Source organism: Streptococcus sanguinis (assembly GCF_003943735.1).
In the GTDB taxonomy this organism is placed as follows: Bacteria; Bacillota; Bacilli; order Lactobacillales; family Streptococcaceae; genus Streptococcus; species Streptococcus sanguinis_E.
On sequence record NZ_RJMV01000005.1, the window covers coordinates 116,127 to 141,990 of the forward strand.

Annotated in this window: 28 protein-coding genes; 1 reads left to right on the top strand and 27 read right to left on the bottom strand. The window is 42.7% G+C overall.

Going from position 1 to position 25,864, the window contains the following annotated elements:
• Positions 1 to 49 precede the first annotated feature (49 nt).
• The 26 genes from D8877_RS07440 to D8877_RS07575 all read right to left on the bottom strand — a co-directional run bounded on the left by D8877_RS07440 (position 50) and on the right by D8877_RS07575 (position 24,462).
• Complete coding sequence (locus D8877_RS07440) at positions 50 to 358, bottom strand: DUF898 family protein (RefSeq protein ID WP_002899871.1); 309 nt, start codon at positions 356 to 358, stop codon at positions 50 to 52.
• Between the two features lie 13 nt (positions 359 to 371).
• Positions 372 to 1,064 (bottom strand): 5'-methylthioadenosine/adenosylhomocysteine nucleosidase, encoded by a 693-nt coding sequence (locus tag D8877_RS07445; protein ID WP_002899868.1) that lies wholly within the window; start codon positions 1,062 to 1,064, stop codon positions 372 to 374.
• Between the two features lie 76 nt (positions 1,065 to 1,140).
• Positions 1,141 to 1,563 (bottom strand): cell wall synthase accessory phosphoprotein MacP, encoded by a 423-nt coding sequence (gene macP / locus D8877_RS07450; protein ID WP_125352936.1) that lies wholly within the window; start codon positions 1,561 to 1,563, stop codon positions 1,141 to 1,143.
• Between the two features lie 12 nt (positions 1,564 to 1,575).
• Entirely contained in the window at positions 1,576 to 2,127 is a 552-nt protein-coding gene (locus D8877_RS07455; RefSeq protein ID WP_125352938.1) for an NUDIX hydrolase, read from the bottom strand.
• Positions 2,128 to 2,135: 8 nt separating this feature from the next.
• Positions 2,136 to 3,515, bottom strand: a complete 1,380-nt coding sequence (gene glmU / locus D8877_RS07460; RefSeq protein WP_125352940.1) for a bifunctional UDP-N-acetylglucosamine diphosphorylase/glucosamine-1-phosphate N-acetyltransferase GlmU — start codon at positions 3,513 to 3,515, stop codon at positions 2,136 to 2,138.
• Between the two features lie 127 nt (positions 3,516 to 3,642).
• Positions 3,643 to 4,437, bottom strand: coding sequence for a hypothetical protein (locus D8877_RS07465; RefSeq protein WP_125352942.1), 795 nt, complete (start codon positions 4,435 to 4,437; stop codon positions 3,643 to 3,645).
• 285 nt (positions 4,438 to 4,722) lie between these two features.
• Complete coding sequence (locus tag D8877_RS07475; protein ID WP_002906000.1) at positions 4,723 to 5,481, bottom strand: GNAT family N-acetyltransferase; 759 nt, start codon at positions 5,479 to 5,481, stop codon at positions 4,723 to 4,725.
• Between the two features lie 4 nt (positions 5,482 to 5,485).
• Positions 5,486 to 6,184 (bottom strand): 3-oxoacyl-ACP reductase, encoded by a 699-nt coding sequence (locus D8877_RS07480; protein WP_002905999.1) that lies wholly within the window; start codon positions 6,182 to 6,184, stop codon positions 5,486 to 5,488.
• Entirely contained in the window at positions 6,177 to 6,413 is a 237-nt protein-coding gene (locus tag D8877_RS07485; protein WP_002899859.1) for a DUF2829 domain-containing protein, read from the bottom strand. Before D8877_RS07485 ends, D8877_RS07480 begins: the two co-directional genes overlap by 8 nt.
• Positions 6,414 to 6,543: 130 nt before the next feature.
• A complete protein-coding gene (locus D8877_RS07490) occupies positions 6,544 to 7,002 on the bottom strand; it encodes a GNAT family N-acetyltransferase (protein ID WP_002905998.1) in 459 nt (152 codons plus the stop codon).
• A gap of 15 nt (positions 7,003 to 7,017) precedes the next feature.
• Positions 7,018 to 7,443, bottom strand: a complete 426-nt coding sequence (locus D8877_RS07495) for a GNAT family N-acetyltransferase (protein ID WP_002905997.1) — start codon at positions 7,441 to 7,443, stop codon at positions 7,018 to 7,020.
• A gap of 63 nt (positions 7,444 to 7,506) precedes the next feature.
• The gene (locus D8877_RS07500) at positions 7,507 to 8,451 is read right to left on the bottom strand and encodes a S41 family peptidase (protein WP_002905996.1); all 945 of its coding nucleotides are present in this window, start codon (positions 8,449 to 8,451) and stop codon (positions 7,507 to 7,509) included.
• Positions 8,452 to 8,588: 137 nt separating this feature from the next.
• Positions 8,589 to 8,858: a hypothetical protein gene (locus tag D8877_RS07505; RefSeq protein ID WP_002905995.1), complete on the bottom strand. Its 270-nt coding sequence runs from the start codon at positions 8,856 to 8,858 to the stop codon at positions 8,589 to 8,591.
• The gene (locus D8877_RS07510; protein ID WP_002905994.1) at positions 8,845 to 9,051 is read right to left on the bottom strand and encodes a hypothetical protein; all 207 of its coding nucleotides are present in this window, start codon (positions 9,049 to 9,051) and stop codon (positions 8,845 to 8,847) included. The genes D8877_RS07505 and D8877_RS07510 overlap by 14 nt, the downstream gene beginning before the upstream one ends.
• Positions 9,052 to 9,600, bottom strand: coding sequence for a hypothetical protein (locus tag D8877_RS07515; protein ID WP_002905993.1), 549 nt, complete (start codon positions 9,598 to 9,600; stop codon positions 9,052 to 9,054). It lies immediately after the preceding gene.
• Between the two features lie 25 nt (positions 9,601 to 9,625).
• Positions 9,626 to 11,026: an amino acid permease gene (locus D8877_RS07520; RefSeq protein WP_125340987.1), complete on the bottom strand. Its 1,401-nt coding sequence runs from the start codon at positions 11,024 to 11,026 to the stop codon at positions 9,626 to 9,628.
• Between the two features lie 158 nt (positions 11,027 to 11,184).
• Complete coding sequence (locus D8877_RS07525) at positions 11,185 to 13,173, bottom strand: ABC transporter permease (protein WP_125340988.1); 1,989 nt, start codon at positions 13,171 to 13,173, stop codon at positions 11,185 to 11,187.
• Positions 13,173 to 13,934 carry an ABC transporter ATP-binding protein gene (locus tag D8877_RS07530; protein WP_002923715.1) on the bottom strand — a complete coding sequence of 254 codons (762 nt, stop codon included), beginning with the start codon at positions 13,932 to 13,934 and terminating at the stop codon, positions 13,173 to 13,175. Before D8877_RS07530 ends, D8877_RS07525 begins: the two co-directional genes overlap by 1 nt.
• 178 nt (positions 13,935 to 14,112) lie before the next feature.
• Positions 14,113 to 14,244 carry a hypothetical protein gene (locus D8877_RS12435; RefSeq protein WP_009659231.1) on the bottom strand — a complete coding sequence of 44 codons (132 nt, stop codon included), beginning with the start codon at positions 14,242 to 14,244 and terminating at the stop codon, positions 14,113 to 14,115.
• 271 nt (positions 14,245 to 14,515) lie between these two features.
• Complete coding sequence (locus D8877_RS07540) at positions 14,516 to 19,369, bottom strand: SpaA isopeptide-forming pilin-related protein (RefSeq protein ID WP_125352944.1); 4,854 nt, start codon at positions 19,367 to 19,369, stop codon at positions 14,516 to 14,518.
• Between the two features lie 328 nt (positions 19,370 to 19,697).
• Complete coding sequence (locus D8877_RS07545; RefSeq protein ID WP_125340990.1) at positions 19,698 to 20,438, bottom strand: class I SAM-dependent methyltransferase; 741 nt, start codon at positions 20,436 to 20,438, stop codon at positions 19,698 to 19,700.
• A gap of 186 nt (positions 20,439 to 20,624) precedes the next feature.
• A complete protein-coding gene (locus D8877_RS07555; protein WP_185760194.1) occupies positions 20,625 to 22,478 on the bottom strand; it encodes a SpaA isopeptide-forming pilin-related protein in 1,854 nt (617 codons plus the stop codon).
• A 297-nt stretch (positions 22,479 to 22,775) separates the two neighbouring features.
• Positions 22,776 to 22,961 (bottom strand): hypothetical protein, encoded by a 186-nt coding sequence (locus D8877_RS07560; RefSeq protein WP_125340992.1) that lies wholly within the window; start codon positions 22,959 to 22,961, stop codon positions 22,776 to 22,778.
• Positions 22,962 to 22,994: 33 nt separating this feature from the next.
• Positions 22,995 to 23,351 carry a class Ib ribonucleoside-diphosphate reductase assembly flavoprotein NrdI gene (locus D8877_RS07565; protein WP_185760195.1) on the bottom strand — a complete coding sequence of 119 codons (357 nt, stop codon included), beginning with the start codon at positions 23,349 to 23,351 and terminating at the stop codon, positions 22,995 to 22,997.
• On the bottom strand, positions 23,352 to 23,699 hold the full coding sequence (locus D8877_RS07570) for a hypothetical protein (RefSeq protein WP_125340994.1): 348 nt from the start codon (positions 23,697 to 23,699) through the stop codon (positions 23,352 to 23,354).
• A gap of 196 nt (positions 23,700 to 23,895) precedes the next feature.
• Positions 23,896 to 24,462: a TetR/AcrR family transcriptional regulator gene (locus D8877_RS07575; protein WP_125352946.1), complete on the bottom strand. Its 567-nt coding sequence runs from the start codon at positions 24,460 to 24,462 to the stop codon at positions 23,896 to 23,898.
• Between the two features lie 152 nt (positions 24,463 to 24,614).
• On the opposite strand from D8877_RS07575, the gene D8877_RS07580 reads away from it, so the two are divergent.
• On the top strand, positions 24,615 to 25,568 hold the full coding sequence (locus D8877_RS07580; RefSeq protein WP_125352948.1) for a hypothetical protein: 954 nt from the start codon (positions 24,615 to 24,617) through the stop codon (positions 25,566 to 25,568).
• 76 nt (positions 25,569 to 25,644) lie between these two features.
• Here the strand turns inward: D8877_RS07580 and D8877_RS07585 are convergent.
• Positions 25,645 to 25,864: IS30 family transposase (locus D8877_RS07585; RefSeq protein ID WP_125352950.1), on the bottom strand; the 220-nt coding region annotated here is incomplete at its 5' end.

The window sequence follows — 25,864 nt, forward strand, 5'->3', positions numbered from 1 at the left end:
AGATAGAAGAAAAGGAAAAGCGAGCCACTTAAGTCTCGCCTGCTTGTTCTCAATTCGCATGATGTGTATGCTTGGTAATCCACTGGGTCAGTTTGATTTTCAGCCAAAAGCCATAAATACCAAAGGTAACAATGGTCAGGAGCCACCACTTGATCCAATTTCCAAAAAGCTGCATAGCAGTACCGTCAAAGTAAAGACGGTGCCCGTCAATAACTGTATGTTTTATCTTCCAATTATACAGAATACACATGCCCCAAGGTGCACAAATTCCCAGTGTAAATACTGTAATCAAGGTAGCTAAAATCACATGACCGATGTAAGAAAAGAGACCACCATCAAAATAAGACTCTTTGTACATACTTTCTCCCCCTTTAAACCAACTCTTTCAGAAATTGAATCAGGGTCTCTGCAGAGCGTTTACCAGCTTCAAGAATAAATTCATCAAAAGTGACATTAGCATCATGACTTGCCGTATCGCTCATGGCGCGAATAACCATAAAGGGCAGGCCAATCGAATGTGTAGCTTGAGCAATAGCTGCCCCTTCCATCTCGACAGCAAGGACATCTGGAAAATGCTCCTTGATGCGATCAATCTTGTCTTGACCGGCAACAAAGCTGTCACCTGTTGCAATCAAACCTACTCTGGCCTTTTGATGGGTCTTTTCCAAAATTTTCTTCATTTCAGAGACCAGATAGCGGCTCGCTTCAAAATAGAGCGGCTGCCGTGCCATCTGACCGTAGTCATAGCCAAAGGCCGTCACATCCACATCATGGTAGACCAGACGATCTGCGACCACCACATCGCCGATAGCCAGACCTTCAGCCACTGCTCCAGCTGAGCCTGTATTAATCACGGCTGTAACCTTGAAGTCATTGACCAAAACAGCCACACTCATAGCGGACATAACCTTGCCAATCCCGCTTTCGACCAACACCACTTCATGATAGCCGATGGAGCCCGTATGATAGACATGACCCAAACGCAGGTGCTTCTGCGGGTTTTCTATATGCTCCAGCAGAATCTTCAACTCCTCAGGCATGGCTGCGATAATTCCAATTTTCATATAATACCTCAAATCATCTGATGAAAAAGAAGCTTAGACAGGCTAGGCTTCCTTTTAAGTGCAATAGAGCAGGTTTTTAAGGCCACCAAATAATAGCAGCAATCAAACCAATCAGCAGGATAACCACCCAAAGGAGAATCTTATTGAGTTTGGCTTGAAAGAGGCTCCGCTTTTGGTTTTCAATCCGACGGCTCTTAGTCACGGTCGGATCTACCTCAATGTGCAGAGTCTCATCCGTAAACTCCTCTTGGTTTTGAGCAGTCTGATGGCCAAATTGACTCTGATACTGCTGAGACCGAGCTTCTTCATAACCAAAGCGGTTTTGAGGGCTTTGATAGCCAAACTGAGTATCCTGTCGGCTAGACTGCTGCGAGCTAAAGGAGCTTCTGCCAGTTGAAAGAATCTTGGTTTCCTCGTCATCCATGAAAGGCGGCCCCGAAATATCCTCACCGCGGTTGGCCCGCTCAATGATTTCATCTGTTAATAAAGCTTTTCCCATTGATCTACGTTCCTATTTATTCAGATTCTTTTGTTGCCAGTACTGAAGGGCCATGATGGTCTTGGCATCGCAGATGTCACCGTTTTGCAGCAACTGATGTGCCTCCTCCAGACTGACTTCAAAAAGTTCCAATGTTTCATCCTCGTCTTGGGGACGAGGGTTTTCGACCTTTGTTAAATGGCTGGCGCTGTAGAGCTTGATTTTTTCATTACAAAAACCGATGGCAGAGTAGAAATCATAGACCAACTCCAGCTGTCCAGTGTAGCCGGTCTCTTCTTCTAATTCTCGGAGGGCAGCCGCTTGGGGATCTGCATTCTCTCCTAGCTCAAGCTTCCCAGCTGGAATCTCGTAAGAAGTCGCTTCAATCGCCTTGCGGTACTGCTTGACTAAAATCATCTTATTTTCCGGGGTGATAGCAATCACAGCCACCGCCCCATTATGAAAAATCAAATCCCGTTGGGCTTGACCCTTGCCCTCTGGCAGCTCTACCTGGTCCTGAACCACTTTAAAAATCGGTCCCTGATAAATCTCCGTCCGTTGGACGGTTTTTTCTTCAAATTCCATGACTAAACCTACTTATTTTGAGGGTGATGAGGAAGACGCTTAGCATAATCTTCCTTGTTAATCTGACGGCCACGTCCCAGAGCAATAGCATCTGCTGGCACGTCCTTCGTGATGGTAGAACCCGCACCGACCAGTGAGTTGTCACCCAGCTCAACTGGGGCAATAATGGTCGAGTTGGAACCAACAAAGACATTGTCGCCAATGATAGTCTTGTACTTCTTCTGACCATCATAATTGACCGTAATCGTACCCGCACCAAAGTTGACATTAGCACCGACTTCAGAATTTCCAATGTAGGTCAAATGACCAGCCTTGGTATTTTCGCCAATTGACGATCCTTTAACTTCTACAAAGTTGCCGACATGGACATCCTTGGCCAGACTAGAACCTGGACGAATATGAGCGTAAGGTCCGACCGTCACTCCATCCGCAACACTTGACTCTTCAATCATGGAGTTGGTAATGACAGTCCGTTCTCCAATGACAGAGTCCACAATATAAGTACCATTGGTCAGGATAGTCTCTGCCCCAATCTTGGTCTGACCTTTCAGGGTCACATTTGCTTCAACTTGAACCTCTGGCGCAATTTCTACATCCACATCAATATAGGTCGCATGAGGATTGACAAAGCTGACACCATTGACCATATGCTGCTGGTTAATCCGACGGCGCATTACACTCTCAGCTGTAGCAAGAGCCACACGGTCATTAACCCCCAGACTCTCATCAAAGTCTTTCAGCGTATAAGCGCCGACTTTTTCACCATTTTCGCGGAAAATACCAATCACATCTGTGATATAGTATTCGCCTTGAGCATTATTGGTATTGATATTTTTGAGGGCTTCAAGGAGACGGGCATTGTCAAAGACGTAAGTCCCCGTATTGATTTCCTTGATTTGCTGCTCAAAATCAAAAGCATCCTTCTGCTCGACAATTTTCAAAACTTCGTCGTGCTGATTGCGAACGATACGGCCGTAGCCGAAAGGATTATCTGCTTCTGCCGTCAGGATAGTCGCAACATTCTTGTGGTTGATATGGAAGTCAATCAGATTTTTCAGGCTTTCTCCTGTAATCAAAGGAGTGTCGCCAGCAATGACCAGCGTCTGACCTGTCAGATTTTCCAAAACAGGCTCGGCCATCATAACGGCATGACCAGTTCCCAACTGCTCGGTCTGACGGACAAAGTCTGTCTGACCTGCCAAGACTTGCTCAACTAGCTCCGCCTTGTGCCCAACAACTGTCACGGTCTTTTCTGGATTAATAGCATTGACGCTGCGGAAAACATGTTCCAACATGGAAATCCCTGCAACCTTGTGCAGTACCTTTGGCAAATCTGACTTCATGCGAGTACCCTTACCCGCAGCCAAAATAATCGCGTAATTTGTCATCAATTATCTCTTTTCTGTAGGATATCACCTTTATTATATCACTAAAAGGTAATTTTTAAAAATTTAAAATCAAGCCATCCCCTTAAAAATCTGCAACGAAAAAACTTTTGCACAAAAAAATCAGCCTTTAAACAGCTGATTTTGCTTCTTTTTCTTTGATTTTCTTTGGAAGATGGACTTTTGCTTTGCCATAGTCTTTGAAAACAGCCCGCTGCTTGAAGTAAATCAATTCCCCATCTAAGGCTGTATCTTCATCCAAATCCATGGTCATATCAATAGAGCGAATGGTCCGAGTCTTAGGGTCAACCACAAAGGCAACCTGACACTTCTCAATGTCGATGGTCGTATCATAATGCTCATCATTATAAGCATAGTAGAAGGCATCGATAAGGTCATAGGCCAAATCACCTTCTGCCGTCACCGAAAACTCATAGCCCCCGTCCACTTTTTTCTTAGTCAGTTCTGACTCATTATCTACCATGACCTGCAGCAAAGCCTTAAAAGAGGATATGCCCGAATAGCCATCAATATGTTTCCGTGACTCAGTGTCATCAATGGTCTCAAATCCATCCTTTTCTTCCAAGTACATCCGATCTTCGCTGAAATAATGGGTCAGTTCTTGATCATCATAGGTTTCGTAAAGCTTAGCTAAATAAGGTGAATCTGAAACAGTCAGCTGTTTAACCGTCTTGGCTTTTCTTTTTTTGTAGCCTTCTAAATAGGTCGACTCAGACAGCCGATCCATGTAGAAACTATCATGATCGAATTTTTTCAAAGATGCATCCACTACAGCCGATAGCTTAAAGCGGGATTCAAGAGCTTCTGCGATTCCTCCAGGCTTAAAGTAAGTATAGAGAAAGGTTCCGCCAATCAGTACAAAGCAGACACAGCCGTAAATGATAAAAAAATGAACCTTCTTCAAAATTAATCCTCCTAGAAGCCTTCTGTCATTTTATAGCTTATATTATAAGCTTTTTTAGAGCTATTTTCAATCTTTTTCAGAAACGGTCTTTGAAGAATGTAGTGGAAGAAAGGCTAATTGGTTTTTCAAACTCTCAAAATCATTGCCAAATGTATCTACAAGGCAAGTAGCTGTCCTGAAAATTCAGTTCTCCATTTTCCTTAGCATACAAACAGAAATCATCATCTAGCTTTTCTGATTTCACAGCCTGAATGATATCTTTTAAGTCATAGCTTTGGTTTTTCTTCATTGGTCAAAAGTCCCTTTCCATTCATAGGCCGGATAAGCTCCTAGACTCTGATAGCCCAAGCTTTCTGCAACCTTCTTGGAAGCTTCATTATGCGCATCCCAGAGAGGAAAGAGTGAGCGGTTTTGGGCTTCTAAAATCATCTGGGCACCCAAGATTTTGGCCAAGCCCTGCCTTTGGTAGGATAGCTTGGTAGCAATTTCAATCTCAAGGGCTCCATGATAGACCAAACCTGTTGATACAGCAGCGATGATTTCCTCTCCTGAATAGAGCAAAAAGCCAAAGCCACCCTCCGCTTGAAAATGATCAAAATCAGAAAAATCACCCTGCAAATCCTGAGACCAGGCTTCCCTAGCCAAACACTCATAACACTCCTTATCAATCGGACTAAGGTAGTAATTTGCTGGTAGCCTGCTCTTCCATTTCTCCAAAGCCTCTGTATCAAAATCAGCCCTGTCCGAAAAAGCGTAGCGAGTAAACTGCTGCAACTCACTCTGACTATCTAAAAATTCTCGCCAGCTGAAATCCTCAGAGATGATAATCTTATCAGCCAGACCATACTGGCTACTATAATCCTGCCAAAAATCCCGATCCACCTGACCAACTGGAAAGATGAAATTTCCTAGTTGGTAAAGGCAGGATGTCTCAGGCGCATTCATGAAGAACTGCCCTAGGCCAGCATCCAAACCGTAAATCACCATATTTTTGGTCCAGGTTTGGAAAAGGTTCTTAGCTTTTTCATTGTTTTCATTATTCATTTACTTACTTCAAACTCCAGCCGCCGTCAATTTTGATAATCTCGCCCTGCATAGCAGAAGCCTTACCACTGGCTAGAAAGAGACTAACATCAGATACTTCCTGAGGATCCAGCCAGCGCTTGATAGGCGTTTCCTCAGCAACCCAGTCTGCCAGTCCGCCTGGCTCAAAATCTGCAGCAGTCATAGCTGTCTTGACAGCACCTGGCGCCAAGCCAAACACTTGGATATTTTTATCCGCATAGTCTAAGGCTATCTGCTTGGTCAGGCCAGCCAGAGCATGCTTAGAGGCTGTATAGGCAGCACCGCCACCGCCAGCCAGAAAGCTAGCAATCGAGCACATATTAATGATGATACCAGACTTTTTCTCCAGCATTTTCTGCAGGTAAAAGCGAGTGATTTTCATAGTTGCGGTCAGATTGAGGGCAAAAATCTGCTCCCAGTCCTCGTCGCTGGTCTCGTGCAGGGGACGATAATCGTCCAAAATACCTGCTGTATTACAGAGAATATCCACCTCAGGCAAGCTAGTGAAGAGTGGTGTCAAATCACCTGTCAAATCCATCTTGACAAAACGTAGCTCATTTAGAAAGCCAGGATTTTCATCCTTGTCCACCCCATAAACCCGGTAGCCATTTTCCAAAAAGGTCAGAGCCTGAGCTCGGCCGATGCCAGAGCTAGCTCCCGTCACCAGTACCGTCTTAGTCATCTACTTCCACCCAATCTGTCGCGAGGACATCACAAGGAGTCGGACTCCACATGGAGAAACCCTCCCCTTCACCTGAAACATTGATGAGGAAATAAGGTGTCACCTCAAGAGCCACCCCATTCTGCTCAATCGTATCAAAGAGCTGGACGTAGTTTTCCGCTCCGCCCCAGCCTGTACGTACATATTTTTTCTTGGCCTTAAGGCCTGGTAAAATTTCTTCAAATGTCATGGTTTTCTCCTTTTGTTTATTGGTAATCATTGACAAATTCCCTGCTAGCCGCCAGTAGTCATAAGTATATTGAACGACTTTTTCTTGACTGTCAACAATTTTATCTGCTGCTTTGCAATAAAGTCTAAAATTAGACCTTCTTCTCCATCTCCACAAAGAGATGAATATCGCCATTGCTTTCCTGCGGAATGCGCCTCACCATTTCAAAGCCCATATTGAGATAAAGCTGCTGGGCTCGGTGATTGAAGTCAGCCACGGATAACCTGATGACTTGGGGCGCAAAATTTTCCATGATAAAACCCAGAATTTCCTGCAAAAATGCCGCTCCCTGACCTTTTCCGCAGTGCTCCGGCTTCATCCCCAAACCAAGCTCCAAAATTCGATTTCCTTTCTGCTCTAAGCAGAAAAATCCATAGAGTTCCCCTTCTCTCAGGACTTGATAATAACGGTCCCCACGCGCTTCAGGGGAGACCATTTCTTCATAATCCTCCAAGTCATTTTTCATGTCATAAAAGTCATAAGGCACCTCATAATGCCAGTCCTTAGCAATTTCTAAAGCATGCTGCTGGGTTAGTGGTTCAATCATCATCTACTCCTCTTTTTTCTAAAATCCCCAATAAAAGCGTTTCTGGTCTGCTTTTTCGCTGCAGCCGAGGCTGCGATAAAATTCATGGGCTGCGGAGCGGGAAATGCCTGAATTAATCCGAATTCCTGTGTAGCCTGCTGCTTTTCCCTCTTCACGCAAAGCTTGCATCAGCGCTCTGCCATGTCCCTGCCCTTGAAAATCCTGAGCGACGGCCAAAGCCAAGAGATTGAGCAAGGACGGGAAATAGAGACAGTCGTAGCTAGCAGCATGAGCATAGCCTATGACCTGACCGTCTTCTTCAACTACCAAAATCAAATGCTGGTCATTCTCTAGTAACTTTTTCAGTTGAGCCTTCGTCGCTTCCCTATCGAAATCGTAGCCCAGACACTCATCATTGAGCCGCTGAATGGCTGCAGCATCTCTTAGTTTTACTTTACGAATCATCTGTCACCTCGTTCTTCTCTTTATTATAGCAGAAAAGCAGTCTCTTTGACTGCTTTCAATGAACTATTCTCCTATCTGTCCCTTCAACCAAGACTCCGCCTCTTCTAAAGGCTGGTCTGTTAGGACATCGGGCTGAATTGCCTCATTCTTATAAAGCTTGCCCGTGCGATCTAGGATACTCGAGGTAGTCAAGAGCAAAACCGCTCCATCATATAGTTGATAATAATTATTTCCCGTAGTATAGCTTGCCGTTGGCTGACCAAAAATTTTAACATTTTCAAGTCCCTTAAAAGCTAAAGCAGTCATTTCTCCTGAGCTTCCTGTACGTTCATTGGTAAGGACGGCTATGGGCACTTTCTTTGCTTTATCATCAGTCTGCTCCAAACCAAGCTGTTTCAGAATATCTGATCGAGAAACCGCGCTCTTGCTTCCATTTTTTTCAATGAATTGGAAGAGGTCTTCATCAGGCAGAAGAGAGGATAGTCCAGCAAGCATCGGATACATATTCCCGCCGGTATTATCTCTCAAATCCACAAGAACTGCCTGATAATCATCCTTTTTAAGAGCTGCTGACAGTTTCTTGGCATAAGTCTTCGCCGCTTGTGCATCACCGGTAAAAGCAGGAACTTTTAAATAGAGAATACCCTCCCGATTCTGCACTTCAGGCTGATTTTTGCTTTCCGGACTATTTTCGGGATTATCCTGTGGACTTAAAAAATAAGAATGTTTCCCGCCAGCCTCTTTGGTTAATTTTTCCAAGACAGGATAGGTATCTTGATAAGTCTTGGCAGATTCAAGTTTCTCTAAGGCTTTCTTCTTCTCATTTTCCCAATCTTTATCCGTATAAAGACCGAAATCAAGCTTTTTCACGACCGAGCGAGCGTAGTCTTGCGGACTAGGCGGAAAAAGAAAAATGCCATAGTCTGGACCAAAGTAGGCTAGAAAACCTATTAAAAGAGCAAGCAAAACCAGTACTGTCCCCAAGCAACCTAAAAGGACTTTTTTCATAATTGCACAACCTTTCTTGTGAGGATTTCTGAGCTAATTGTAGCAAAATAGAGACACGTTTTCCATGTCTCTACCTTACATTTATCATCGTCAATCTTACATTTTTGTAAGATGATTTCGTTTAAATCTACAAAAGCTTATTTCCATCTCTCACTCTTGGAAAATGCAATCATCAAACCAGACCCAGCCAGAACTGCCAGAATAACAAGACAGATATTTTTGAGTGGATAGAGCCAGTCTTTATTTTTCTCATGCCAAGTTGTCTTCCAAAGCCCGACATAATCAGCATTCATATCTTCGGGCTGGTTCAGCTGAATATTAATCACAATCGCCAGCAAAATCAGGGCAAACAAAGCAAGGACAAAGAGCCAGATTTTCTTCTTTTGGGTTAGGTTAAGGTTCTTCATTGTTTTCTATTTCTATTAGTTCAAATTCTATCTCTTTGTCTCCACTAACTTCTATACCTCTGAAAAACAAGACTATTCCAATAAAAATAGGTATTAATAAAAAGAATCTGGGCTGAGTAAAAAACATAACAAACAATACTACACTTGATAAAGTGCTTAATACCAATAATTGACGAATGCTAAACCGTTTCATTTACCACACCTCTATTCCGTTAGGCAATTTTTTAATAGGCTCTTTTGTCCTTACTTTTCCAATCAAGCTAAGTTTGCAACCTTTTTTATTTAGAAAAAATTCAAGCCGTTTCTTTCTATAATACTTTACAAGAAACATAGCAAGAACCATCGATCCTATCGCCACACCAATATTTACAAGACCAGTTCCGATATCCATTGGTCGATTTATTGGCCCAAAGAAAAAATTTAGTGGAATTATTTTTCTCAGCATTCTAGCCAAGATAAGACCTATGGAAGTTCCTGCAATAGCAGGTAGATTATTTGATTTGTTTAAAAATTCAGTATGCGGTATGAAAGAATAGTCTGTTTGATAAACCTTTCTAGAACAGCCACAAGACATTGTTCCATTTCTCTCCACGAGATATTCCTGTCCATTATCAGAAATTATTAAGAACCATCCGAGAAAAGTTTTCTTACCATTCAAAGAGATATTATAGCATCGGCCTTTTATACAATTTTTCTTCATAAAACTCTTTCTGCTTTGTTTATAGTTACCAAGTTTCTGCACTTCATCTTCTCAACCAATCTCTTCGCTACTTCTCTTTTACAGCGATTTCTGAGTTTCGATAGCCATAGAAAGCATAGATGAGACTTCCCAGCGCTAGGGCAATTCCAAAGGCCTGCCAGGTTTCCTTGGTATACTGGGTCATGAAGGACAGGCAGATGATAATGGATAAAATCGGTGTCAGAGGTACTAGAGGCGTTTTGAATTCTCCCGCTTTGGGCATTCCTTGATCTTTCCGCAATTTCAAGACAGCAAGTGCCAATAAAATCAGATAGGCCAAGGTACAGATATTGAGGAAAGAGGCGATGCTAGCCAAGGGGAAGATACCGGCACAGACAGCTGAGGCAATCCCTACTAAAATCGTTGCATTCTTTGGCACCCGACTGGTATCTGTCAATTTTTTAAAAGAGCGAGGCAAGAGCCCATCACGCGCAATACTGTAAATCATCCGCGACAGAGCATAGGTCATGGAGATACAGACCGTAATCAGAGTCAAAATAGCGACGACAGAGATATAGTTAGCCGCCCAGCCAAGTCCGACGCTGCGCAAAGCAAAGGCTACCGCATCTGAGACATCCAGCTTGCTATAGTGGACAACCCCAGTCAAGACCAAGGTCACCAAAATATAGAGAATGGTCACAATGCTCAAAGATAAGACGATTCCACGCGGAACGTTCTTTTGAGGCTCCTTGATTTCATCAACCGCCATGGAAATGGACTCAAAGCCCAAAAAAGCAAAGAACATGAGTGAAGCCCCAGCCATGATGCCGACCTTACCGCCATAAATTTCCCCAAAGCCAAAAGGTGCAAAGTTAGACCAATTTTCTGGTTTGATGAAGAAAAATCCTGCAATGATAAAAAGTGCCAAGGCTGAGAATTTCAAGACAACCAAGGCTGAGTTGAAGCGCAGGGCTGCCTTGGAGTTCAGAAGGACAACTCCCGTAACAAAGACCAAGACCAGAATGGGTAGCAAGTCCACATAAGTACCTGCTTTGGGATTGAAGGTACCATTCAGGGCTGCCGGCAGCTGGATACCAAAGTCGCTGAGCAATCCTTTCAGATAAGAGCCCCAGCCAGAGGCAACACCTGAGATAGCGGTCATGAACTCCATGATGGTCAGCCAGCCAGCCAGCCAAGCAGGAAATTCCCCCAAAACCGCATAAATATAACTGTAGGCTCCGCCATTGGCCGGAATCCGTGAAGCAAACTCAGCGTAAAAAAGAGCTGAAATACTCACACAAAGAGCTGAAATGACAATCGAAACGGTCAGAGCAGGCCCAGCATATTTGGCTGCCCCGGTCCCAGTGATGGTAAAAATCCCAGTTCCTACCATTGCTCCAATACCAAGCAAAATCAGATCAGGAATTTTCAAGTGACGGCGCATGCCCGTTCTATCCTTGCTGGCATCTTTTTTTCTAAAAATATTCATCTATTCTTATTCTCCTAATTGCATTAACGCCCTATTTTATCATATTTCCACGCTTTTAGGAATCTTTCTCAGAAATTTTCCGAGAAAAGAAAGGCTGAGAGAAATCTCAGCCTAAGTCTTTAAAATAGATGAAAGGTATATGATGCCTGTCTCTGCTATCACATAGCCACAATTTTGCGATAGCTGCGAGATGTGATGAGAAAGACACCGACATATACTGCAATAAACAGAGCACAAACACCCAGAGTCACCACTAACATGAGTGTGGCATTCAGCACCCCTAAAGCAGATAAAATCAAGCTCAACATGTGATAGGCAAATGCCAAATGAAGAAAAGCAAAGATTAGTGGTAGGAAAAAGACTATCAGAATTTGCCTACGAATTGTTTGCTTAATTTGTTTTTCATCCAATCCAACCTTTTGTAAAATAACAAAGCCTTCTCGATCTTCATAGCCTTCAGAAATCTGCTTGTAGTAGATGATAAGAACAGTTCCAAGCATAAAAACGATTGATAGGAAAATTCCAATAAAGAACATACCACCTAGCATTCCTTTTATTTCTTGCTTATCAAAAGCTGTCACCGAACCATAAATACCTTGATTTTCAGGTAAGGTGGTATTAAAACTGCTTAGCTTTTCTTGGTATGCTTCTTTGAGTTTTCTCTGTTCTTCTTTTGGAAGCTTGAGATTTAATCCTCCATAATAGTTAACATTAACAGCGTAATCGTTCATCAATGAAGAAAAGATTTGACTCGGATTTTTAGCTACCATATAGATTTTTTCAGGCACTATCATATTCATCGGATCGGGTATATTACCGAAAACGAAATCTTCTTTTAATTTTCTCTTGATTTTTAAATTTTTATCAGCTAGCTGTAAATCTTTTTTGCTGTCTAGTTCCAGTCCTTGCTCAAATATGGCTATTTCATAATCTTTAAGCTGAAGACTTTGACCCGTCATTCCTTGATAATCACTCTCAGAAATGGCCAAAATATAAAGATTTGGAGTGAATGATTTCTGTCCCTTAGAATAAATATCTAGCTGATTGCCAGTTCGACCGCTAACTCCTATCGTATAATACTGGTAAATAACTTTTTTACTAATCTGTAGCTGCTGCTCCTGAACAAACTCTGTCAAAGCTTGGTCCAGCACCTCACCTGTTATTTCTTTTCCTTGAATACTGAAATCATGCGGGAACATGGCATTCTGCATATAATCACCACCAGCATAAATGTTGGCTCCACCAGATAAAGTAACCAGAACCATTGTCGACAAAATAGAAATCGTCGCTAAACCGATTGCATTTTTCTTCATTCGAAAAATTAGATTAGATACTGAAATCATGTTATCAGGCTGATAATAAAACGTCTTCTTCTTTTTCAAAAATTGCAAGAAAACAGTTGTTCCTGCATTGAAAAGTAGATAAGTCCCTAGAATAACAAAAAGTACAGCTACGAAGAAAATGATAATGGCTGCCATCGGATTAGATACACCTAAAGCAAGATAATAGCCAAAAGCGAGAGAAGACATACCAATAATAGTTTGCAAGAGTAAAAAGCGACTCTTTTTCTCCCCGCTATTTTTTTCTTTGACTAATTGCAGAGCATCAAACTTTCTTAAGTAAAAGCCGTTTTTAATTAGCAAACAGAAAAATACAAAAGCATAGAAAATGATAATCAATACCAATACAAAAGGTTGAAATGTCGAAACTAGAACCACCTTGGTACCCATGAGCTTGAGCAAAAAGGCATAAATCAACTGGTCAAAGAGAAGACCTATAGTCAGCCCCAAGCTTACAGCCACTAGCCCGAAGATTAGTAGCTCAATAAAGGTCATAACAAAGAGATGACTCTTATTAAGACCTAGCATACCATAAAGCCCTAGCTCCTTGGAGCGATTCTTCATAACAAATTGATTGGCATAAAAGACAATAATTCCAGCTGTGATGTTTACAATAACAACCCCTAGGACCAAAACGAGGATAACAGAGCTGGCACCTGTCATTTTGGATAGATTGGGATTAAAAGCCAAGGAGTTGAAAATATAAGAAATGGCTACAGCCACACAGGTAGCCAGTGCAAAAGGATAATAGAGACGGCGGTTCTTAATCAGATTGGATACCGCCAATTTTGCTGCTAATCGAAACACTAGTCTTTCACCTCACTTGCCATAACTGTCAGAGTATCAGAAATCTCTTGGAACATCTGCCGCTCGGTCTTGTCGCCTCGGAAGATTTGATTGTAGAGAATCCCATCCTTGATAAAGAGCACCCGCTTGGCGCGGCTAGCCGCTGCAGTTGAGTGGGTCACCATGAGAATAGTTTGGCCTCGTGCATTGATGTCGTCAAAGACATCCAGCAACGCCGCTGAAGACTTGGAATCCAAGGCTCCTGTCGGCTCATCCGCCAGCAGAATCTCAGGGTCTGTGATGATGGCCCGAGCCACTGCGACCCGCTGCTTCTGGCCTCCAGAAATCTCATAAGGAAACTTCTCTTGCAGCTTGTTAATCCCCAGCTCGTTGCAGGTAGTAACCAGCTTTTGCATCATCTCGGTAATGGGGCGACGAGAGAGGACCAGAGGCAGGAGAATATTATCCTTGACCGACAGGGTATCCAACAGATTGAAGTCCTGAAAGACAAAGCCTAATTTCTCCCGACGGAAGCTGGAAGCCTGGCTGTTTTTGATGGTTGCCGTGTCAGTTCCGTTGAGAAAGACGCGGCCCTCTGTTGGCTTGTCCAGCATGGCTAGGATGTTGAGCAGGGTGGATTTCCCAGAGCCTGACTCCCCCATGATGGCGACATATTCGCCGTTTTCTACCGTAAAGTGAATGTCCTTCAGTGCCTCAACCTGGCTGCCCTGAAAGCGGGTTTTATAAATCTTTTTCACGTGCTGTACGTCTAATAATGTCATACTCGAACCTCTTCTTTATTTTACTTGATACTACTATCATACCGGAAAGACAGACAAGTTTCCATAACCTAATCTTTCATTTTGCCTGCCAATCTTACATTTTTGTCATCTTGTGCTCCAAGTCAGATAAAGAGAAAAGTCAACTGACCTTTCTCTTACCCTTGAATAACGGAATCTCTCAGTGACTGTACTGCAGCCAGAAATAATATTGACTGGAAGCACAGCCTAGGCGAGTCTTCTCGATTTCTTCCTTGGAAATCTTTTGAGCTTTAGGTTTACTTTGGCGATGGTTAAAAAGATTGATTTTCATAGCGGGCCTCCTTCTTGAAATCTGATTTTTAGTTTGGAAGATAATTATCTTCTTTTTCTTTACACTTATAGGATAGCGAATTCCCAGGCTAGCTGCCATAAGATAACCTTTCATTTTAGCCTTTAAACTTACATTTTTGTCACTTAGAAAAATAGTTTTCGATTTCCCTTAAACTGCGTCAATAGGCCTAAATTCACCGATACCTATCGGCTTCTTTCATCAAGCACATAAAAAAACAAGCGTCAATGTTCATTGACACTTGTTTTCTGTTTTATTTTTTGAAACGGATCCCGAAATAAACCCCACAACCAACTATCAGAATCAAACCGAAAGCAAGTAGCGTAAAGCTGATTTCTGTACCTGTGAAAGGCAGAATTTTCTTCGTCTTCCCCTTATCTCCAGGTTTATCTTGATTTGATTTTTTCGGATCTGGTTCATCTGTTTTTTTAGACGGATCCTTTTCTGGGCCAGTCGGTTTCGTTTGGTCAGTTACGACTAACGTCCCATCCTTGTATTCTACTGTATTTCCATCGGCATTTACAACTGTTACTGTGCCATCGAGATTCACTTGGAACACAATGTCGGTAACAGCTAGATAACCGGTTGGGGCTGCAGCTTCATGGAAGGTATATACTCCAGGAGCTAATTCAAGCTCGTGCGATGTATTTGCTTCTGAAGTCCATTTTGCTACAGGATTGCCAGTTGCCTCTTTGCCTTGGAAAATTTGAATCTCTGCACCAGCGATTTCTGTACCGCCAAGGTTGACCTTACTGAAGGTCACCTTACGTGGCAGATCATCATCCTTATCGGTCACTGTAACAGTTGAGCCGTTTGTTACGACCTTGTTCTCTTCACCTTTAGAGTCCTTCTCACCAACATTTGTCACTTCTACTGTGCCGTCATGCTTGACTTGGAAGGTGATGTCCGTTACTTTGAGGTAGCCGGTTGGTGCGGCTTCCTCATGGAAGGTGTAAGTAGCTGGTGCCAAGTTTAGTTCTTTAGACTTACCAGCTTCCGAAGTCCAGCTTTCTACTGGATTGCCTTCTGCCTTGTCGCCCTTGTAGATCTTGATTTGAGCTCCTGCGATTTCTTCTCCACCAAGGTTGACCTTACTGAAGGTAATCTTACGTGGAAGGTCATCATCCTTATCGGTTACTGTAACAGTTGAGCCGTTTGTCACGACCTTGTTTTCTTCACCCTTAGAGTCTTTCTCTCCTACACTAGTCACTTCCACTGCGCCGTCATGTTTGACTTGGAAAGTGATGTCGGTCACTTTGAGGTAGCCGGTTGGGGCTGCTTCCTCATGGAAGGTGTAAGTGCCAGGCGCCAAGTTGATATCCTTAGACTGATTAGTCTCGGATGTCCAGCTTTCTACTGCTTGGCCTTCAGCTTTATCGCCCTTGTAGATCTTGATCTGAGCACCGGCGATTTCTGTACCTCCAAGGTTGACCTTACTGAAAGTTACCTTACGTGGAAGATCATCATCCTTATCGGTCACTGTAACAGTTGAGCCGTTTGTTACGACCTTGTTCTCTTCACCTTTAGAGTCCTTCTCACCAACATTTGTCACTTCTACTGTGCCGTCAGTTTTCACTTGGAATGTGATGTCGGTTACTTTGAGGTAACCGGTTGGAGCGGCTTCCTCATGGAAGGTGTAAGTGCCAGGCGCCAAGTTGATATCCTTAGACTTACCAGCTTCAGAAGTCCAGCTTTCGACTGCTGTGCCTTCAGCCTTGTTGCCCTTGTAAATCTTGATCTCTGCACCAGCGATTTCTGTTCCACCAAGGTTGACCTTGCTGAAAGTCACCTTACGTGGGAGATCATCATCCTTATCGGTCACTGTAACAGTTGAACCGTTTGTTACGACCTTGTTCTCTTCGCCCTTAGCGTCTTTCTCGCCAACGTTTGTCACTTCTACTGTTCCGTCAGTTTTTACTTGGAAAGTAATGTCTGTTACTTTGAGGTAGCCGGTTGGGGCTGCTTCCTCATGGAAAGTATAAGTACCTGGAGTCAAGTTTAATTCTTTAGACTTACCAGCTTCAGAAGTCCAGCTTTCGACTGCTTGGCCTTCAGCTTTTTCGCCCTTATAAATCTTGATTTCAGCACCGGCAATCTCAGTACCGCCTAGGTTGACCTTACTGAAGGTTACCTTACGTGGAAGGTCATCGTCTTTATCCGTTACTGTAACAGTTGAGCCGTTGGTTACGACTTTGTTCTCTTCACCCTTGGAGTCTTTCTCTCCGACATTGGTCACTTCTACTGTTCCATCAGTTTTGACTTGGAAAGTAATGTCAGTAACTTTAAGGTAGCCGGTCGGTGCCGCTTCCTCATGGAAGGTATAAGTGCCAGGTGCCAAGTTGATGTTCTTAGACTGATTAGCCTCGGATGTCCAGCTTTCGACTGATTGGCCTTCGGCTTTCTCGCCCTTGTAGATCTTGATTTCAGCACCTGCAATTTCAGTACCGCCGAGGTTGACCTTACTGAAGGTTACCTTACGTGGAAGATCATCGTCTTTATCCGTTACTGTAACAGTTGAGCCGTTGGTTACGACCTTGTTGTCTTCACCCTTAGAGTCTTTCTCACCAACATTGGTCACTTCCACTGTGCCGTCATGCTTGACTTGGAATGTGATGTCCGTTACTTTGAGGTAACCCGTTGGAGCTGCTTCCTCATGGAAAGTATAAGTACCAGGTGCCAAATTGATGTCCTTAGACTGATTAGTCTCGGATGTCCAGCTTTCTACTGCGTTCCCTTCGGCTTTCTCGCCCTTGTAGATCTTGATCTCAGCACCAGCGATTTCTGTACCACCAAGGTTAACTTTACTGAAAGTAATGGCTTTCAGACTATTGTCCTCTTTATCTGTTACAGTAAGAACCAAGCCATTTGCTTCAACAGAATCTGTTGCGCCTTTAGCATCAACTGTAATGGTGCCATCAGAATGAACTGTGAATTTAATATCTTCTACAGCTACAAACCCAGCAGGAGCAAGGCTTTCTTTCAGAGAATAAGTTCCTGGAGCTAATTTTACTACCTTAGATGCGTTGGCTTCGGATGTCCACTCTGCAAGAGGCTTAGCTTCAGGACGAATCTGACTGCCTTTGTAGAGTTTCAATTTCGCACCAGGAATTTCCTTCCCGTTTGGATCTACTTTCTTGATCGTCACATCTCGTTCTGAGTCGTCATCCTTGTCTGTTACCTTCAAGATTGCTCCGTCAGTCACAACCTTATTGTTTTCTCCTTTGGAGTCTTTCTCGCCGACATTGGTCACTTCCACTGTGCCGTCATGTTTGACTTGGAAAGTGATGTCGGTTACTTTGAGGTAACCAGTTGGAGCTGCTTCCTCATGGAAGGTGTAAATACCAGGCTCCAAATTGATTGCTTTAGACTGATTAGCTTCGGAAGTCCAGCTTTCTACTGCTTGACCCTGCGCTTTGTTGCCCTTGAAAATCTTAATTTGAGCGCCAGCAATTTCAGTACCGCCTAGGTTGACCTTACTGAAGGTAATGGCTTTAGGACTATTGTCCTCCTTATCGGTAATCGTCAGAATTGAGCCTGCTGCTTGAACAGTATCTTCTGCTCCTTTTTTCACAAGAGCAACAGTGCCATTAGCACCTACTGTAAATGTGATGTCTTCTACATATTGATAACCAGCAGGAGCATTCGCTTCAGTCAGTGTATAGGTTCCTGGAGACAATTTTATCACTTTAGAAGTATTTTCTTCTGAAGTCCAGTCTGCAACAGGAGCTTCTTCCTGGTCAACATGATCACCTTTATAGATTTTCAGTTGCGCACCAGGAATTTCTTTCCCGTTTGGATCTACTTTTTTGAAAGTTACATCCTGCTCGGTTACCGTCTTCTTATTGACGATCTCGCGCGATACAGATTTGTCTGTTCCAAAATCCTGGGAACCAATCTTAATTTCCTCAGTTAATTTATCATATCCTGTAGGAGGAGTCACTTCACGGATGGTATAATCATCGCGCAACAAGTCACCCAAGTTGGCATTCCCGTTAGAATCTGTGGTTAATTTTCCGACAACTGCACCGCTCCGATCACGAACAACTTCAAATTCTGCACCTTGCAGGTTCTCACCATTTTCATTAACCTTATGAAGCTTAATAGTGAAAACGTAGCCTTCTCCAACACCGCCTGCAATTTGGTAAGAGCGATTTTCAGCTGATGTCGTTGTTTGACCACCATTATAGGTCATGGTAGCACTATTGGAAACACGCTCACCATCAACTAGATCGTAATCTGCTTTTGTCTTATAGTCCAGCAAATACCCGAAACTATCCATGTCGCCAAGGTCAATCGTGAATCCATCACCAGCGGCATTTTCCGTGATCTTTGATTGGAAATTAGCTGTCACGTCTTCTGTTGAATCCCTCACCCAATCTCCATTATTCCAGCGCCAAGCAATTTTATAGACCCGAATTGAGTCCCTCATGATTTTAAAATTAGGCGAGGTAATTTTGTCAGTTATCGTTACTCCGGTATAATGCTCCATATTGCGATTAATCGCAATATTGTAATGAACCTCGTTCTTACCGTCTTCTGCTGCCTGATAAGAGCTCTTCTCAATTTTTGAGTCATATCTTTTGGGTGGTCCATTATAATGGACGATTCCCGGATATAACATCCGACCTCCTACGGTAAATCCACCATTCAAGTCACCTTCTTGTCTCACAACATCATGGTCAACTCGTGCATAGAAGAAGAATTCTCCTTGGACACCAGACTTTTGCTCAACATAATTTGTATAGGTCAAAGTAATGGTCTTGTTGGTTGAATCCAAAAATCCATTTGCCACTACGTTATCCGAGCCGTCCTTAAGCTCAATAGCTGAAGAGTTCCCAAAAGCATACTCAGAAGGCAAGGTGATTTTTGTCGTATCTCCTTGATGTACTTGGTTATCCGGCAAGACAAACTTTGCGTAAACTCGAAAAGTTTCCCAAATATCAATTCCCTGCGTCAAATCACCACCTGAAGAATTCTTCAGGCTCATCTCAGTGATAACATCACCAAACTCAGCTGCTTGCACCTGAGTAAGAGGAGCAACTGATGGCAAAATGACTCCTAAACAAAGAATAATAAGGTGGAGCAATGCTCTAATCCTTTTGTTCATGCAATTTTCCTTTCTCACAATATTCAGTTTTAAATGTACAATGTAATTGTATACTAACTGAGCTTCCCCATCTTGTCAGTGCCCACTTTCTAAAAAGCGAACATTTATAGATACATTACATCTACATTTTATCATACTATAAGAAAAATGGCTATACACAAAAGGAGATTTTTTTTAACATTTGTTTAGCTTTTTGTCATTTAGAAAAGGTGGACGATTTATATGGTTCATTTGCAAATCAGACCACTATTGCTAGGGCCAATTACGTCTGACAATCAATGTCCTCAATAACATAGAAAAACCGGAAACAAAGTCCGGTTATTCTGATTTATTTCCTAAACGTCAGGGCATAAAATTTCCCATCCCAGAGGAGTTTTAACTCCTTCTCTTTGACTCCTGTCGGTATAGCGGCCTCAATTTCTCCTAAATCAACAGTAGCGTCCTTAAAATAGTTCTTGCTGAAGCGGTTCTTCTTATATTGCTTGTCCACATAGTCTGCCGTCTCGTCTGAAATCATAATCTTAGTTCCTGGCTTAGCCACCCGCAGCATTTCCTGCATGGCCTTGGCCTTATCACTAAAGAAATTAATTCCACCGATATGATAGACGATGTCAAAGCTATTATCTGCAAAAGGCAGGTCCTCTGCACAAGCATGAAAGAGCTGCAGATTTGTCTTCTTGGCACAGGATTTCTGACATTTTTTCAGCATGCCTATGGAAATATCCGCTCCGACAAAGTCTAGGCTTTTCAGGTCAATATTCTCAGGAATGTAGCGCAGGTCTTGACCAGTCCCGATAGAGACATAAAGGACGGATAGATGATCCTGCCATTCTATTTCTGCCATCTGGTCCTTTCTCAGCTTGTCAATAGCTTTGCCATGGAGAAGTGGCCCCATCCATTTCTCACCAAAATCATACCAGCGAGCCAAGCGATTGTACATGGTCATATACTTGGCATTGTCCCCTGAGACATAGTCCGGATTCAGCGCCAGATAGATGTCCCCGTCTTTTTGAAGATCCTCTAACTTCAATCCTGGCTTCAGCTTCTCTTGTATTTTTGTATCTGTCATATCTTCTGTCTCCTTTTTCTATTTGCCATTTATTATAGAGGATTCTGAGCTAAAAACAAGAGTTTTTCCGTAAGTGGCTGCCCTGCATGAGTAACTGGAAGAAATTGCTCAGTAAGCTGCAATAAAGCTAGACCAAAAATGTGCAAACAAAAGAAGATAAAGCATTCTGCTCTATCCTCTCTTTATTTATTTGCTCAGTCGAGTCTTACGGTAAAGTCCTAAAAGAGTCAGGACTACCAGACCAGCAAGAACTAGTCCAAGGCTTTCAGCAGAGCCAGTCGCAGGAAGAACTTTTTTAGATTTTCCTTGACCGTCTGCTGCTTTATCAGAATCAGATGATGGATTTGGCTTAATACCGCCTTGAACCGACTTATCCGGTGTGCTTGGTTCAGCAGGTGCCGCTTGGTCAGTAATGAACAACTTACCATCTGTATATTCTACAGCATTGCTATTAGCGTCTAGAACTGTTACAGTGCCATCTTCATTAACTTGGAAGATAATATCTGTCACAGCCAGATAACCTGTCGGAGCCGCTTCTTCATGGAAGGTGTAAATACCCGGCTCTAGGTTAATTTCCTTGGATTGGTCAGCTTCTGAAGTCCAAGATGCGACAGGACTGCCCTTGCTTTCCTGTCCCTTGAAAATCAGAATCTGCGCACCAGCAATTTCCTCACCAGCTAGATTGACCTTGCTGAAAGTAACCTGTTTGTCTGTTGGAGTTTGCGTTTGCTTATTGACTACATTGACTGCAACCAATCTGCTGTCCCCAGAATCTCCAGATGCCGGATTGCCTACGTTCAAAGTCTTACCAAAATCCGTCGGACTGATGGTAATATCCTCTGTCAGGCGATCGTAACCAGCTGGAGCAGTCGTTTCACGTAGGATATAAGTGTCGCGCAGAAGATTACCAACTTCCGCATTCCCATCCGCATCTGTCGTGATTGTGCCAACCACCTTATTGGTCGCTTTCCGCACCACTTCAAAGACTGCACCGCTCAGAGAAGCATTAGACTCATCTGTTTTGTGAACCTTCACCTTGAAGTTATAGCCTTCTGACTTTCCGCCAGCAATTTGATAAGAGTATTCATTAGTTACAGACACTGTCTCGGTATTGTTGTAGTTCATAGTCGCCTTATTTCCTACAACCTCTCCATCAGCCAAATCATAGTTGGCTAATGTCTTGTACTCAACTAGGTAGCCGAAGCCTTCTACATCTCCGAAGTTGATTGTCAAGCTATCACCTTCAGCGCCGAAGGTCATTTTAGACTGGAAGTCAGCTGTTACGTCTTCAGTCGAATCACGCGCCCAATCACCATTATTCCAGCGCCAAGAAACCTTATAAACTCGTACAGAGTCTTGAACAATCTTAGCGTTTGTATCACCCAGCTTGTCCGTCACAGAGACATTTTTGTAGTTGCCCATGTTACGGTTAATGGCTACATTGTAGCGGATTTCATTCTTAGCATCAGCATCCCACTGAAAAGCACTCTTTTCTAACAGAGACTCATACTTTTTCGGTGGTCCATTATAGTGAATGCTGCCGGCAGGAATCCTATTATTGCCTACAGTGAAAGTAGCTGGAATATCTCTTTCCTCTGTGACAACCTCGTGGTCAATCCGCGAATAGAAGAAAAACTCGCCTCTGACACCAGATTTCTGCTCCACATAGTCTGTGTATGTCAATGTGATGGTCTTGGCATCGCTATCCAGGACTCCATTAGCCACCAGGGCTCCGTTTTCATCCTTAAGCTCAATAGCTGAAGAATTCCCAAAGGTAAACTCATTCGGCAAATGAATCACTGTTGTATCACCCGCATGGGCTTGGTTGTCCGGCAGGGCAAACTTAGCATAGACGCGGAAGGTCTGCCAGATATCCACACCATTGGTCAGCTGCTCACCAGAGTTAGTGGTGAGGTGCATCTCAGTGATGACATCATTGAGTTCCGCCGCCTGAGCCTTAAGGGTTCCGGCTAGGAAAGGCAGGAACACGCCTAGACAGAGAATGATGAGCTGAAACCATACTCTCAGTTTTTTATTCATGCAATCTTCCTTTCTCACAAGTAAAATTTGTTTAAAAGTACAGCGTATTGACAAGCCAGTTGAACACGCTCTTTTCATGTTCTTCTGCCTTTTTGACAAACACTGGAAAGACAATACTAATTCATTGTACCATATTGACTATTAAAAAACTATAGGAATGCTCAGAGGGTTATATCATAAAAAGGAGAAAGAAGATGTTAGTCTTCTCTCTCCTTTATGGTAAGCAAAACAGGCCAAATAATGAACAGATAAGCTGAAATCATTGAACAACTTCAGCTCTTCTATTTTGACAAAAAGTCAATCTTTCTGTGACGCACTGGAAGTTGCATCTACCTGATTCTGATTTGTTTCTTCTTGTTTGGAAGAATTTCTTTCCGTCTTATCTGAAGTGTCAGGCTCTTTCTGTACATGCCCGCAGGCCGTTAGGATAAAGACAGAAATCAGAGACAGAAACAAGCTCCCAATGTTCTTGAACCTAGACATACGAGTCCTCCATTTATGCGAAGCTTGATGAGACTAGCACTTCGCCAAAAATGCCTGCACAGTCTTGACATCTTCTGGACTACCGCCTCGGTCAATATCACAGATATGCTGGAGCCCATATTTTTCGATAATCAAAACAGTCGCTCCGCAGAAGGTCCGGCCGTGTTTAACAGAGTCGCCATTGTTAACAAAACCTTTAATCAGCCCAGGATGTTTCTTGATAAAGCGTTTGGTAGACCAAGGAATTTTCCCAGCACCAGCATTTCGAGTAATGAGAATACAAGGCTCTTCCAGTTTCTCCTTGATGGTCTGGGTCGGATAACCCAGTGATTCTGCAAATCGTTTTCCAATACCAGTATTTGAATCATAAACTACAATCATCTTCTTCACCTACTTTCTTAAAAAAAGGATAGCAACCCAAGCTGCAAAGCCTAAAACTACGACATCTGAGATGAGCATAAGCATGAACTCTAAATCTGGCATCATGTGAATGTACATCAGCAATGATAAAGTTGTCAAAGCCAGTACCGTCAGCTTAGCAACTGCCGGCAAGCCCGGAATTAAAGCTGCTCCGATTAGGACAACAATGAGACCTCCGACTAAAAATGACTGAAAATCCACACTTAAACTAAAACCAACTGTCGCACCGCCGTAGCCAATGGTCAAAAGACCAATCAGCACCAGACAGATACCTAAAATAGCCATTCCGCTCATGGCAAATCCTCCTTGCTTATTCATTCTTTTCCTCACTTTCTGTTTTTTTGAATGAATTATCAAAAATATTCATTCATATCATGATAAAAAATAATATACTTTATCTAATTACGTTCCTTTCCATTTCCGAATCACAGGACATAAGACATCACCTCCTTTGTTTGTGAATGAATAATTTTGTAAATTCATTCACTGACGCTTCTAAGAAAAGGAATTTCCTCTATTTGGAAAAAATCCCCTTAACAAAATATTTCACTAAAGTCTCAAGACTATCGAAGTAGCCTGAAAATTCCTGCTCCGTGACATGCATGTCTATGTAGTAAATCAAGTCATAAACCTTCATGATCTCAGCTATTTTCTCTTTCGAAAAGCCCTCTTCCTGCAAGCGCTGGCTGAAGGTCTGAATCAGAAACTGATGAAAAGCGTTGGACGCTCGTCCAGAATCCTGATTATAGTAATCATGCAGAATCTGAGAAATGCCTGGTTTGTTCCACTCAGCCAGAATTTTATTGGGTGAAATCAATTCAAAAGTGACTGCAAAAAGCTGTTCAACGATTGCCTCGGGCTCGCCCTGCCAGTCTACGCGTTGCATGATTTCCTCACGTATACGGCTATTTTCAGCTACATAAACCTCCAAGAAGATAGCTTCCTTGGACTCATAATACTTGTAAAAGGATCCGACAGCCATCTGACTTCTCTTAGCAATATCAGAAATTCCAGCTGCCTTATAGCCTTTTTCCGCAAAGACTTCTCTAGCCGCAGCCAGGAGCTCATTTTTTTTATCCATTTCCATGCCTCTTTTATGAATGAATTATATTTTGTGTTCATTCATATTTTAACACAATCTTGCCACTTGTCAAGCATTTATGTTATACTATACAAAAAAAGATAGTTTGCTAATCAAATTATTTTTTTAGATTATATTTTGGAGGTTGAGCTATGCTCAAGGAAAGACGAAACCAGGGTACCATCGCCCTACTGGTAATTTCTCTTATTTTTCTAGTTGTTGCTGCAGTAATGGGCTTTATCCAATACCAAAAGGTCAACACCAAGACCGCCTATGACCGAAATAGCGAGTCGGGAGCAGATTCAGCAGTCTATGCTGAAGTGTCATATATTTTTCCAGAGGCCCTGATTGAAGTAGAAGATAATACTCAAGTTTGGCTGGTTGCCTATCAAGACGGATATGTTGGTCTGCAGGCTAAAAAAGGGGACAAGCAGATTGCCCAGCTCTTGGAAAAAGAGAAAAAGGGCGAGCTGGAAAAAAATCCTGTCCGAATCGTTGGCTCCTATGTTAATGCTAACTCCCCTAAAAAAAATCAGGGATATATCTCTAATTATGGCAGCCTCGTTCGCGGTCTCTTAGCAGACAATCCCGAAGTCATCACAGTAATGTCAAGCAGCTCCTATATCTCTATCACTGAATTTGAATCTGACAATCTTGCATTCATGTTCTACATTCTGTTTTTGATTGGACTCAGTGTTCTCTTTGTCGTTATAGGAATTATCGGCCGCAAGAAAAATATCGCTGCCTACGAAGAAATCTATGCAGCCTATCCAGAGGCCAAGAACAATCTCAATATCCTGCTTGAGCAAGCTTCTTTCCACGACGATGTGCTAAAAATTGCTGTCTATAAAGACCATCTCATTACCTACTATAGAGGTTTCAAGGCGATTGATCTCAAACAGGTCGTCCATCTCTACCACCACATTCTCACCATGCAGCGCGGCTTCGTTGCTTCAAACAGAAACTCAACCTTAGTTGCTATTCGGAACAATCAAAAGAAATACCAAATGCCTTTTAAGAATATTGGTAAAACAACAGACACTAAACTTCAGTCAACCTTTGACTACCTCTACAACCACTTCCCTCATATCCGATTGGGAGTGTAATATCACATAAGACTCAAGCTAGAAAATCTAGCTTGAGTTTTTTAGATGATAAATTGCAATAAAAAGTGCAACAAATCTAAAATTCATCCATAAGTGCCTCAAATGCTGTTTTGTAACCTAAGCATTTTCTTGGACGGTGATTTATAGCAAGTAAAGCATTTACTAACGATTCATCAGTAATGTCGGTTAGATTAGTCCTCTTAGGAAAATATTCTCTAAGCAAACCATTTGAATTTTCATTACTTCCTCTTTGCCAAGATGAATAAGCGTCCGCAAAGTAAAAGTCTATTCCTAAA